The following is a 12,426-nucleotide window of genomic DNA, read 5'->3' on the forward strand; positions in this document are numbered from 1 at the left end:
TCGTTAGGGGAGTGTGAAGTGGCCCACATGTTGCCTGTGCGTTAAGAAAGTGTCTCTCTTCCGGAATCAACGGACGTTGTGGTCATTGTGGTCACGGGCCTAGCGTGTGCGGGTATGAACGTGCTGGTGGTGGACGACGACTTCATGGTCGCGAAGCTGCACAGCCGCTATGTGGCCACGACGGAGGGCTTCCGGGTCGTCGGTGTGGCCCACAGCGGTGGTGAGGCTCTACGCGCGGCCGAGCGACTTCGGCCCGATCTCGTCTTGCTTGATATCTATCTGCCCGATATGGACGGGATCACTGTGCTGCGTGAGCTGCGGGCGGCGGAGGAGCGTGACGCGACGCGGGCCAGCGTCGATGCGCTCTTCATCACCGCCGCCCGGGACGCGGGTGTGGTGCGGGCAGCACTGCGGGCGGGTGCGCTGCACTATCTGATCAAGCCATTCAGCCAGTCGGCGCTCCAGGAGCAGCTTCGGCATGTGGCTGCCCTCCGATCCCGTTTCGAACGGCTCGGAGAGGCGCGTCAGGAGGATGTGGATCAGATCTTCGGGACCCGTCCGCCGGGGTCCCGGGGGCTCCCCAAGGGGCTGGCGGCACACACCGCCGAGCTGGTGGAACGGATCCTGCGGGAGCGCGGCGGCGATCTGTCGGCGTCCGAGTGCGCCGAGGCGGGCTCGCTGTCCCGGGTGAGCGCCCGGCGGTACCTGGAGTACTTCGTGGAGATCGGGCGGGTGGAGGTGACCCTGCGGTACGGCGGTACGGGCCGACCAGAGCGGCGCTATCGGCTGGCGGGCGGCGGGCGGGGCACGAGCCCCGGCGCGGGCGGGGGTGAGCGGCCGAGAACGGGCGGGGGGTGAGCCCGGGCACGGGCGGGGAGGGGAACCCTCGGCACGGGCGGAGGGTGGGCGGCCGGGAACGGGCGCGGACGGCGGGGGTCAGACCCGGCCGAGGTCCTGGCTGATCCAACGCTGCGGACGCATCCGGACCACCAACTGCTCGCCCAACTCCTTCTCGGCGAACTCGACATACGGGCCGATCTTGTCGGCGGGCATATAGCGGGCCGTGATCTCCACGAGCTGGTCACGGGTGGCGGGGGCGGCGGAGACCACCGGCCCCTCCACGGAGACGTACCGCACGGTGGGCGCCAACCGGTCGACCATCAGGGAGAACCGGCCCGCCCGCTCGATGAGCCGCTGCTTGCGGGAGTCCTCTCCGGTGATGATCCAGGCATCGCCACCCGGGGTGTACTGGTACCAGATCGGCACCGTGAGCGGCGCCCTTCCGGCGTCACCCGAGTCCACGGCCAGGGCCGCGATATGCGGCTCGGCCAGAAACTGTTCACGTTCTTCACGGGTCAGGGCCATGGATGACTCCTTCGCTCTGGGGCGTGGACCGCGCGGGGGCGCCGGAGTTCACCGGCTGGATCAGCTTAACCAGCTAAGCGCCGAACGTGTATGGAGCCGGAAAGATATGGACAAGGAGAACACCGGTTTGAGATTTCCCGGGCGGAGATAACGACGGGAAACTCGCACAGATGAACGGCCCGCGGGCACGGGGACACCGAGCGGCGGGGTACGGCCCGCACACCCGGGGCCCCCGGCCTGAGGGACCTCGGCCCGGAGACCTCGACCAGCGGCCCGACCGTGCGCCGTCCACCCTGATACGCCATGGTCCGCGGGGGGTCGGTCGATGCCCGGGCACCTGTCGGCGCGACCCCGGGGCGACTCCCCAGCCGGGGGGAGCGTCGGGCAGTCCGTCGGCCGGCCGGATTCTCGTCCGTGATCCGGTCCCCCCTCATCCGTAACCCCGGCCGATGCCCCTGTCCGCAATCAGCGGGCGCCTTGTCCGTAATCCCCTCCCGGAGCCCGCCCCTAAAGATATTCACGCCCCCGCAGGGACCATAGAGAAGCCCATGACTATTGACATCGTGAATCCGATCTGCGCACGCCAGCGACCGGACGCGGACCATTAAGGATGGACACCCCGGAAGGGAATTCATCCCGCCCGAAGAGGGTCGGGCGAAAAACACGCCGATACCGCGTGCACGGACCGTGTGGAATTCCGTCACACGCGTCCCAGTGGCGGACGTCCCCGGGGCGCGGCGCCGGGTCCCGGCCGTCCCCCCCGCCGGCAGGGGCCTCTCCGGTGCCGGGCGGCGCGGCCGGCCACCTTTCTGAGCCCCCTCTTATCGGCCCCTTAAGGGGAGCATAAGGATGCCCATGATCCCGTCCCCACCGGCGAATTCGGCGTCCGGAGCGGCTAACTTGCTGATCGCCGGAGCCGGTTCGAACGACCGCTCACCAGGCGAGCGGAGGGCCCCACCCGCCCGTTCGAGCCGGTTCCGGTCCCCCACAGCAACCGTACTGAGGAGAACCTCACCATGACCGCTCGCCGTATGGCCGCCACGGTCGCCGCACTCGGCGTCGCGCCGCTCGCCCTGACCGCGCTGACCGCCGCGCCCGCCGCCGCGCACGGGTCGATGGCGGATCCGGTCAGCCGGGTCTCCGCGTGCTTCGCCGAGGGTCCTGAGAGCCCGGACTCGGCGGCGTGCAAGGCCCTGGTCGCCGCGGGTGGCACCCAGCCCCTGTACGACTGGAACGAGGTCAACCTCGCCGACGTCAACGGCGCCCACAAGCAGCGCATCCCGGACGGCAAGCTCTGTAGCGTGGGCCGTGACAAGTACAAGGGCCTCGACGCGCCCCGTACCGACTGGCCGTCCAGCCAGCTCTCCCCCGGCAGCCACACCTTCCGCTGGCGCGCCACCGCCCCCCACCGGGGCACCCTCTCGCTGTACATCACCAAGGACGGCTACGACCCGACGAAGCCGCTGAAGTGGTCGGACCTGGAGGCGCAGCCCTTCGTCTCCATGGTGGACCCGCCGCTGGTCAACGGCTCGTACGTATTCCCCGGCACCGTGCCGAACAAGTCCGGCCGCCACCTGGTCTACTCGATCCTCCAGCGCTCGGATTCCCCGGAGGCTTTCTACACCTGCTCCGACGTGGTCTTCGGCAAGGAGAGCGGCGGCGTGACCACCCCGGCCGCCAAGGCGCCGTCGGACCAGGAGATCAAGCAGGGCGCGACGAAGTCCACCGTCGACCACAACGGCCACGGCGGTGACTCGCCCGGCGAGGTGAAGAAGAACGCGACGCACGTCGCCCACCAGGCCGGCACCAAGTCCACGGGCAACACCCCGGTGACCAACGCCGTCGTCGTCGCGTCGAACACCGAGACCGCCAGCCTCGCGGAGACCGGTGGCGACAACACCACTCCGTACATCGCGATCGGTGGCGCCGCCGCGCTCGCCCTCGGTGCCGCGGCCATGTTCGGCACCGCCCGTCGGCGCGCGCTCGGTGGCCGTAGCGCCCGCTGACCCCCCTTACCCACCCGGTTCCCCCACACCGGTGGTGATCGGCCCGCGCGTCCGTCGGATTCCCGACGGGCGCGCGGGTCGTTTCCGGTCCGGAGCCCGGGTCGTTTCCGGTCCGGAGCCCGGGTCAGCCATTCGGCCCCGCCCCGACTGCGCCCGGCCCCGGCACCACCGAGCGTGGGGCCATGGCAACGGACGGAACTCCCGACGGACCCCCGCGCACCCGGTTCGCCGACGAGGTGCGGGACGCGGTGAGTCTGCGGGCGGCACTCCTGGTCATCGGGGTGCTGGCGCTCCAGCTCGCCTTCATCACCTCGTACATCGGCGCCTTCCACCTGCCGAAACCGCACGAGGTGCCGCTGGCCGTCGTCTCCCCGACCGGACAGCTCACCGACGAGACCGTACGGCGCCTCTCCGAGCTGCGCGGCGACCCGCTCGACCCCCGGGCCGTACCGGACGAGGCGACGGCCCTGCGGCAGATCGAGAACCGGGACGTCGACGGGGCGCTGATCGTCGATCCCCGGGGCACCACCGACCGGCTGCTGGTCGCCAGCGCGTCCGGCGCCTCACTCGCCGACGCGCTCGCCGAGATCGTCGCGCTCACGGAGCGGGAGCGGGGGCGCGCCCTCGATGTGGTGGACGTCGTGCCGGACGCCCCCGGCGACGCCCGGGGGCTCTCCTCGTTCTACCTGGTCGTGGGCTGGTGCGTGGGCGGCTATCTCTGCGCCGCGATCCTCGCGATCAGTGCGGGGGCGCGGCCCGCCAATGCCCATCGGGCCCTGATCCGGCTGGGTGTGCTGCTGCTGTACTCGATCGTCGCCGGTCTGCTGGGCTCGGTGATCGCGGGACCGGTGCTGGACGCGCTGCCCGGCAGTCTGCCGGCGCTCTGGGGTCTGGGCGCGCTGCTGGTCTTCACGGTCGGCGCGATCACCCTGGCCCTCCAGGGTCTCGCGGGCATCATCGGCATCGGGCTGGCGATCCTGCTGGTGGTGGTGTTGGGCAATCCGAGTGCGGGCGGGGCCTATCCGTATCCGCTGCTGCCGCCGTTCTGGCGGGCCATCGGGCCCGCGCTGCCCCCGGGGGCGGGCACCTTCGCGGCCCGTTCCATCAGCTACTTCCGGGGGAACGGCGCGGGCGGTCCGATGCTGATCCTGGCCGCCTGGGCGGTGGTGGGTTCGGCGGTCACCGTGGGGTGCGCCCTGCGGCGGCGGGCGCCGGACCGGACGGGCTGAGGCGGCGGACTCCCGAGCCGACGGGCCGAAGCGGCGGGCTCCGGAGCGGACGGGCCGAGGTCCGGTACCCCCGCGCGGGGACACCGGACCTCAGCACACCGGAAGGGTGGGCGTACGGGTCAGCCGATCTCGGCCCCGAACGTCGCCAGCACCTCCGGCACCGGCTGGAAGAACGTCACTCCACCGGCCGAGCAGTTACCACTGCCACCGGAGGTGAGCCCGAGGGCGGTGTCCCCCGCGAAGAGGGAGCCGCCGCTGTCCCCGGGCTCCGCGCAGACCGAGGTCTGGATGAGACCGTTGACGACGTCCCCGTTGCCGTAGTTCACGGTGGCGTCGAGGCCGGTGACCGCGCCGTCGTGGAGCTGCGTGGTGGAGCCGCTGCGCTGTACCTGGGTGCCGACGGTGGCCTCGCCCGCGCGGGCGATCGGCTGGGTGTCACCGTTGTAGAGGTTGACCTCGCTGGGGGCCGTGGCCCCGGAGGCGTACTTCACGAGGGCGTAGTCGTTGTCGGGGAAGCTCGATTCGACCATCTCACCGACCGCGGAACCGCCCGCAGTGCCGGACCACTGGCTGCCCGTCTGCCCGCAGTGCCCGGCGGTGATGAAGTGCGGCGCGCCGTCCTTCACCACGTTGAAGCCGAGCGAACAGCGGCCGCCGCCCGAGTGGATGGCGTCGCCACCGGCGAGGTACGGGGTGAACTCGCCCGCCGTGCGCCGCAGCTCGGCCTTGTCGCCGAGCTCCCGCACGGTCTGGTTCAGTCGGGTCAGGGCGGCGCCGGTGACCGTACGGTCGGCGGTGACGACGACCTTGTTGGTGACCGGGTCGACGGCCCAGGAGGTGCCGGGGACGTTCGCCCGGTCACCGACGCCCTGCCGGGCAGCGGCCAGTTCGGCGAGGCTGTGCGCCACGATCCGGGCCGTGCCACCCGCGTCCCGGACGGAGTCGGCGGCGGCCTCGTCGACGACGTTGACCACCAGGGTGCGGGCGCCCGCGTCGTAGTACGTGCCGGCCGCGTCGGCGCCCAGTCGCTTGTCGAGACTGGCGGCCAACTCCCCGGCGGCCGTCGCCGAGAGCTTCTTCGCCGTAAACCCCTCGGTCCGGTCACTGGCGTTGGCGCTCTGGAAGGTCAGGCCCGCGATGAGCAGGGCGACGGCGGCGCCGCCCGCGACGACGGTCCTCCTGCTGGATATGCGTCGGTGCTGCAACTTCGACCTCCTGTGGGGGCCGCGTCCGGGCAGTGTGGGGGGAGCCGTGGACGCGGAGGATGGGCCGCCCACTATGGCGATACCGATCGGTAGCCCACAAGACCGACCCCAGGACGGGCACACGACAACGCGCGGGCGTTCACGGCGCCTTCACGGGGTGTGCGACGGCCACACCTCTGTGACCATCGCCCCCGATGACGGCATGGACCGTGCCGGACGGAGCGGGTGAGGGGTGATCTTCGACCGTCGGGGGAATGCGAGAGAGTTGGAGCCCGCACGGTGGGGCACCCGGCGAAGGGGGCGGGAGTGCGGCATCGTGTGCGCGCGGCTGACGGACGGCATCTGATGGTGGAGCGGCTGGGGGACCCGCGCGGCAGACCGGTCTTCCTGCTCCACGGGATGCCCGGCAGCCGGCTCGGTCCGGCGCCGCGCGGGATGGTGCTCTATCAGCGCCGTACCCAGCTCATCGCCTATGACCGGCCCGGCTACGGCGGTTCGGACCGGTTGGCCGGACGGAGTGTGGCCGATGTCGTCCAGGACGTCCGGGCCATTGCCGACCATCTGGGTCTGGAGCGGTTCGCCGTGGTGGGCCGCTCGGGCGGCGCCCCGCACGCGCTGGCCTGCGCGGCGCTGCTGCCCGAGCGGGTCACCCGGACCGCCGCGCTGGTCACCCTGGCGCCCCGGGACGCCGACGGTCTGGACTGGTTCGAGGGCATGACCGCCTCCAACGTCCTGGAGTTCACCTCGGCCGCCAACGACCCGGCCGGGCTCACCGAACGCTTCATCCTGCGCTCGGCCGAGATCAGGAAGGATCCGATCCGACTCCTTGACGATCTGCGCCGGGAGCTGACCGACTCCGACCGGATGGTCGTCAAGGACGCCGGGGTCCGGTCGATGCTGCTGCGCAACTACCAGGAGGCGCTGCGGACCTCCGCATACGGCTGGATCGACGACGCGCTCGCCTTCTGCGGCCCCTGGGGCTTCGACCCGGCGGACATCACCGGGCGGGTGATGCTCTGGCACGGCGAGAAGGACGTCTTCTCCCCGGTGGGCCACTCACGGTGGCTCGCCCAGCGCATCCCCGGCGCGACGGCGGTCCTGGAACCCGCCGCCGCGCACTTCGACGCGCTGCACGCCCTGCCCCGGGTGCTGACCTGGCTGCTCGACGACTGACGCCCCTCCGCCTGGGGGCCCCGGAGACAGGGAGACGGGGCCGTCATACAGGGGCCATCAGACAGCGAGTGGCTCCAGATCCCGGTGCACCCGGCGCTCGTCGCGGGCGATCCGGGTCAGCGCGTGGTCCTCCCCCAGCAGTCCCCGCAGCTCGTCCACCGTCTCCGCCCGCAGCCGGCCCGCCTCCTCCTTGCGCCCCAACATCCCGAGGGTGACCGCCAGATTGGACGCGATGCCCAGCACTTCGGGGTGGTGGGCGCCGAGGACCTCGCGCAGCCGGGCCACCGTCCGCTCCTCGATCTTCAGCGTCTCCTCCAGGCCGCCGAGGTCGGCCAGCGCGTTGGCGAGGTTGATCCGGCTGTAGAGGGCGTGCGGATGGCTCTCCCCGAGGATCTGCCGCATCGTCTCGCTGACCTCGCGGAGCAGTTCCTCCGACCGCTCCGGATCGCCGCAGCCCCAGAGGAAGATTCCCAGGTTGTTCCTGGCGGCGAGGGTGTAGGGATGCCGCTCCCCCGGCACCCGTCGGTACTGGTCCGCGACCTCCTGCGCCAGATCGCGCGCCGCGACCGGCTCCCCCGCCGCGAACAGGTCGGCCGCCAGATTCAGATCGCAGGCCAGGGTGTCCGGGTTGGCCGAGGAGTAGCGGGCCCGGTAGCGGTTGCGGGTGGCGGTGGTCAGTCGCCGCGCGTCCTCCAGCCGGCCGGCCCTGCGCAGCGACACCGCGAGGCTCTTGCCCGCCGCCAGCGTGCCGGGGAAGGCCCGGCCGAGCTGAGTCTTGTACCGGTCGTAGGTGCGGGCGAGCAGGGTCACCGACTCCTCGTACCGGCCGACCTCGCGCAGATCGCGGGCGAGGGAGGCGGCCGAGGAGAGGGTGTACGGGTGTTCCGGCCCGAGCACCTCCGTACGCCGGTCGAAGACCTCCTGGTCGATCTCGCGGGCCCGCGCGTACTGGCCGACCATCCGCAGGTTCAGGGCCAGGTTGTTGGCCGCCGCGAGGGTTCGGGGGTGGGACTCGTGGAAGATCTGGCTGAACCCGTCGTGCGCCTCGGTGGCCAGCTCCATCGCCCTGCCGTACTGGCCGAGGGTGCCCAGGTCCATCGCGAGACCGCTGGTGGTCATGTACGTGTGCGGATGGGTGGGGCCCAGGACCCGCTGCTGCCGCTCCAGGGTGATCTCGTCGAGCTCCTTCGCCTCCACGTAACGGCCCTGCGAGCGGTAGATGTTGGAGAGGTGGAAGCGCAGGTAGAGGTATTGGAGGTCGTCGTTGCCGAGCATCTCCCGCCAGGTGTCCCGCACCTCGGTGGCGATGGCCGCCGCGCTGACCCAGTCGCCGCGCTTCCACAGGTAGCGCACCCGGTCGATGAGCAGCCGCCGGGTCTCCGGCTCCGAGCAGGTGCGCGCATCCGACGGGCTCAGATGCGGCCAGATGGTGGCGAACCGCGCCCAGGTCTCGGGGTTGTCGATCGGCTCGTCGTCGTCGGGCCGGGCCCCGGCGAGCACCCGGTGGACGGCGTGCCGGGCGTCCCGCTGCTCCTCCTCGGTGAGCTGGGCGCGGATGACGGCCTGCACCAGCCGGTGCACCTGGATGCTGTTGGAGACCTGGTCGACCTTGGCGAGGGCGAACCGGCCGATCTCCCGGATGACCCGCCCGAGCACCAGCTTCTCCTGGAGGGAGGCGTCGTACGGCTTGAGCGCGTCGATCATCTCCTTGCTGTAGAGCAGGTTCGCGGAGATCGGCTCGGGGGCGAAGAAGGCGCAGAGCTGGAGCAGCCGCACCGCCGCGGGCGAGCGCTCCTTGAGCCGCTCGATGGAGAGGTTCCAGGTCGCGGCGACCGGCTCGGGGTACCCCGGGGGCTGGTTGAGCGCGAGCACGCTGGTGGCCTGCTCCCGGAGCCGGTCCAGATACTCGGACACGGGGGTGGCCGTCTCCGCGATCCAGGCCGCGGCCTGTTCCACCGCGAGCGGCAGGTCGCCGACGGCCTCCGCGACCTGGTCGGCCTCCTCGGCGCGCAGCCCGCGGGCCCGGCGCCGGAGGTGTTCGATGGACTCCTCGCGGGTGAAGACGTCGATGGGCAGCGCGTCGCCGTACTGGGACCAGCTCTGGTTCCGGGAGGTGACGAGGATGTGCCCGGGGCCCTGCGGGGGCAGGAACCGCTTGAGCCGCTCGGGGTCGTCGGCGTTGTCGAAGACCAGCAGCCACCGCGACGATGGCACTCCGCGCCGCAGCAGGTCGATGGCCTCCCGGGACGCCGACGCCATGTCCTCGCCGCCGTGCGCACCGAGGCGTACCGCGAGTTCGGCGAGTCCGGAGATCACGTCGTCGGGCTGTTCCGACGAGATCCACCAGACCAGGTCGTAGTCGGCCATGAACCGGTGCACGTACTCGATGGCGACCTGGGTCTTGCCGACCCCGCCGAGTCCGTACAGGGTCTGCGGCTGCGGCAGCACGGCGGCGACCGGCATCCCGCCGCCGAGCCGGTCGCGCATCCGCTCCAGCACCACGGAGCGTCCGGTGAAGCCGGGGTTGCGGGGCGGCGCGTTCCAGATCTTGGGCACGGTGCCGGGGAAGCGCGGTCCCGGCGCCGCGCTGTCGGGGAGTTGTACGGGGCGGTCCAGGGCGCGCAGCAGCGCGCTGGTGGCCTGGACCTCGTCCAGCCGGAAGAGGTCGACCGGGTTGCGGTCGATGTAGGGGGCGCTGAGCCGGACGTCGCCGACGCGGACCGGCACCAGTTGGTGCCGCCCTCCGCCGGGGTCGCCGGCCGCGGCGCGCTGCCAGACGCCGATCGCGGGGGCGGACTGGAGGTAGGCGCCGGAGAGCAGCACCACGGTGCGGGCCGCGCTCTCGCCGGCGAGGGTGTCGTTGGCGGCCGGTTCGCGCTGGAGGGAGACGTCGCGCGGGAGGACGCGGAAGCCGGCCCGGGTGAGCAGGGCCTCGATCCAGTCGGCCCACATCCGGTTCTCGGCGACATAGCTCAGGACGAGGTCGGCGGGGAGCGTGGGCCGGCGCCGGGTGAAGGCGTCCCTGATGCGGAGGCGGGTGTCGTCGCCGACGGTGGGCATCGAGGTGACGCGCTGTTCGGTGATGACGGTGGTGAGCCGTTCGAAGGCGGAGAGCAGGGAGTTCGTCAGTCCGGCCTCGTCGCCGAAGGTGGCCAGCGTCTCCTCGTAGGCGTAGTAGGGCCGGTAGGGGATCTCCACCGCGCCCCAGTAGGAGGTGAGGTCCTCCCCGGTGAGGCCGCTGGGGAAGCGGTCGAATCTGACCCGGGCCAGCGCGCGGCCGGCGTCGGCCTTCTCCTTCTCCCCCTCGTCGATGCGCATCGGCACCGGGTAGATCTTGATGCCCCGGCCGCCGTAGCGCTCGTCGATCTGGCGGGCGACGGAGGCGGCACCGTCGATGGACTGGTCGCTGAGGGTGAAGCAGTCGACCAGGATGTCGGGGAGGTGGACGGTGCAGATGTCGGCGATATCGCTGAGTCCGGTGCGGCTGTCGATGAGGACGTAGTCGTAGTTGGCCTTCATGTCCGCGCGCAGCGCGTCGAAGAAGAGGCCGCCGCCGAGCCGGTCGTAGAAATTGTCCCAGTCGAAGGTGGAGACGGTCGCCGAGTACTCCCGGCTCTGTTTGCCGGCGGAGACGAAGTCAAGGGTGCCGCCGTCGGGGAACTCCCAGCCGAGGAGTTCGGGGGCGAGGGAGACGGCGTGCGGCTGGACGCGCGCGTAGTCGACGTGCCAGTCGTCCCGGCGCCCGGCGTCGGGGGTGATGGCGGCCCAGGCGTACTCGGTGATCAGGTCGATGACCCCGGTGGTGGCGCCGAGCGTCGACGGATCGAGGAAGGGGTGGAAGAAGCGGTGCAGTCCGGGTGCCTCCAGGTCCCAGTCGACCGCCAGGACGCGCTTGCCGTTCGCGGCGAGGATCCAGGCCGTGTTGGCCAGGGCCATCGTGCGGCCGGTGCCTCCCTTGTAGGAGTAGAAGGTGACGACGCGTCCGTCACGACTGGCTGTCATCCGTGTCCTCCGCATCGGGGGCCGTGCGCGTGGTCGGGACGTAGTGGGTGGTGCCGTACTCGGCCACCGGGCCGCGGAGCCGGGGCCGTTCGGGCCGGGCGGCCCCGGGCGACGAGGCGGGCGGGAAGACGGTGGCGTGCCGGAGGTACTCCTGGGCCGCCGATTCGACGACCTGGGGCAGGATCTGCCCGAAGGCTTCCATGCTGAGGACACCTCTCGCGGCCGCCCGGCAGGCGGGTCGGCCTTGTCTCATCTGGTGCGGCATGGTGCGTTCCAGCCTCTCGACGAGTTGCGCCTCGGAGATCCGGCTCTGCGGGTCGTCCCGGTTCCAGGGGACGACGACACTGACCCAGGGGCGCGGCTGGGCGTCGAAGGCGGCGAGCCGGGCGCACCGGTCGTCGTCCTCCAGGGCCCAGCGGTCGACGAGGAGTATCTCGGGCCGGGTGGGCGGCTGACTGTGGTCGGGCGGTGCCTCCAGATCGAAGGCGGAGACGGTGGCCTGGTAGTTCAGCGAGCGGACCAGGTCCTGGGCGACGAGCGCGAGGGGCCGCGCCGAGTCGGGGTGGTAGGGGTTCCAGTCCTGGGACTGTTTGCCGTAGTAGTCGGGGGCGCGGCCCTCGGGGAGGTCGTGCCGGGTGGGCGCGGCGATGGTGAGGTGCATGGGCCGGGGCCCGCCGCTGGGTTTGCCGAAGGCGCTGGGGGCGTGTCGGTAGTCGACCGGGCTGCCGGAGGCGATCCGGGTCGAGTCGGCGACGCTGACGATACGTTTTGCCAGCTCATAGACGGCGGCCTCGTACTCTTCGGCGAAGATGCGCAGTTTGATCAGGCCGTAGAGTCCGTCGGTGAAGTAGCGGTCGCCGAAGGCGCGGTGGTTGAACTGCAGTCGCTCGGCCGGGCCGGGTAACTGCTCCGGTGGTATCGGCACCCAGAGCGCGGGCACGATCGCCTCGGCCGGCCGGTTGGACTTCGCGTGGTGGTAGATCGCCCGCTGGGCGAAGGCGTACCACTCCTTGCCGCACATCTCGCTGGCGAAGTAGCGCGGGGAGAAGAGCGGCACGAAGACCCGGCAGTTCGCCAGCACCTCCCCCAGCCGCTCCGACCAGCCCTCGCCCGAGCGGATCTCCCGGTCCATGAACCCGGCCGGGGCACCGGCCGGTAGATCGGTCAGGGCCATCACATGGCCGCAGAGATCCCGGAAGAGCCGCTCCACCCACATGTCCGGGTCGGGGCCGCCGGCCCCGTACCGCGGTGTGTGCGCGTAGCTCAAGAAGAAGTACGGCCGATGGTCCGCCGTACGCTGCGCTGATTCCGACACACGACCCCCGTCCTGCGTGTACGCCCGCTCCCCCAGCCGGTGTCGATGACCGGGTGAGCGAATGACTCGTTCCGGAGTCCGGCGCGCTCCGGTTCCCCCCGCCGGTCAGTCGGTGAACACCCCTTGTCGTT

At 71.5% G+C, this 12,426-nt stretch carries 8 protein-coding genes; 4 read left to right on the forward strand and 4 right to left on the reverse strand.

All coding sequences use genetic code 11. The annotated features are described in order from the left end of the window. Positions 1 to 114: 114 nt before the first annotated feature. Positions 115 to 858 (forward strand): response regulator, encoded by a 744-nt coding sequence (locus ACH4S7_RS26880; protein WP_398523863.1) that lies wholly within the window; start codon positions 115 to 117, stop codon positions 856 to 858. Between the two features lie 78 nt (positions 859 to 936). Here ACH4S7_RS26880 and ACH4S7_RS26885 read toward each other — a convergent pair whose 3' ends face one another. Beyond that, the gene (locus ACH4S7_RS26885; RefSeq protein ID WP_398523864.1) at positions 937 to 1,365 is read right to left on the reverse strand and encodes a pyridoxamine 5'-phosphate oxidase family protein; all 429 of its coding nucleotides are present in this window, start codon (positions 1,363 to 1,365) and stop codon (positions 937 to 939) included. A gap of 1,016 nt (positions 1,366 to 2,381) precedes the next feature. Here ACH4S7_RS26885 and ACH4S7_RS26890 point away from each other — a divergent pair. Next, a complete protein-coding gene (locus tag ACH4S7_RS26890; protein WP_398523865.1) occupies positions 2,382 to 3,371 on the forward strand; it encodes a lytic polysaccharide monooxygenase in 990 nt (329 codons plus the stop codon). 182 nt (positions 3,372 to 3,553) lie between these two features. Next, positions 3,554 to 4,600: a DUF3533 domain-containing protein gene (locus ACH4S7_RS26895; RefSeq protein ID WP_398523866.1), complete on the forward strand. Its 1,047-nt coding sequence runs from the start codon at positions 3,554 to 3,556 to the stop codon at positions 4,598 to 4,600. 119 nt (positions 4,601 to 4,719) lie between these two features. Here the strand turns inward: ACH4S7_RS26895 and ACH4S7_RS26900 are convergent, their stop codons facing one another. Further along, positions 4,720 to 5,805, reverse strand: coding sequence for a S1 family peptidase (locus ACH4S7_RS26900; RefSeq protein WP_398523867.1), 1,086 nt, complete (start codon positions 5,803 to 5,805; stop codon positions 4,720 to 4,722). A 306-nt stretch (positions 5,806 to 6,111) separates the two neighbouring features. Between ACH4S7_RS26900 and ACH4S7_RS26905 the strand changes: the two genes are divergently transcribed. Beyond that, entirely contained in the window at positions 6,112 to 6,978 is an 867-nt protein-coding gene (locus tag ACH4S7_RS26905; protein WP_398523868.1) for an alpha/beta fold hydrolase, read from the forward strand. 57 nt (positions 6,979 to 7,035) lie between these two features. On the opposite strand, the gene fxsT is transcribed toward ACH4S7_RS26905, so the two are convergent. Next, complete coding sequence (gene fxsT, locus ACH4S7_RS26910; RefSeq protein WP_398523869.1) at positions 7,036 to 10,980, reverse strand: FxSxx-COOH system tetratricopeptide repeat protein; 3,945 nt, start codon at positions 10,978 to 10,980, stop codon at positions 7,036 to 7,038. Continuing rightward, positions 10,964 to 12,295, reverse strand: coding sequence for a TIR-like protein FxsC (locus ACH4S7_RS26915; protein ID WP_398523870.1), 1,332 nt, complete (start codon positions 12,293 to 12,295; stop codon positions 10,964 to 10,966). Before ACH4S7_RS26915 ends, fxsT begins: the two co-directional genes overlap by 17 nt. Positions 12,296 to 12,426: the final 131 nt, after the last annotated feature.

The organism is Streptomyces sp. NPDC020965, assembly GCF_044333555.1.
Classification (GTDB): domain Bacteria; phylum Actinomycetota; class Actinomycetes; order Streptomycetales; family Streptomycetaceae; genus Streptomyces.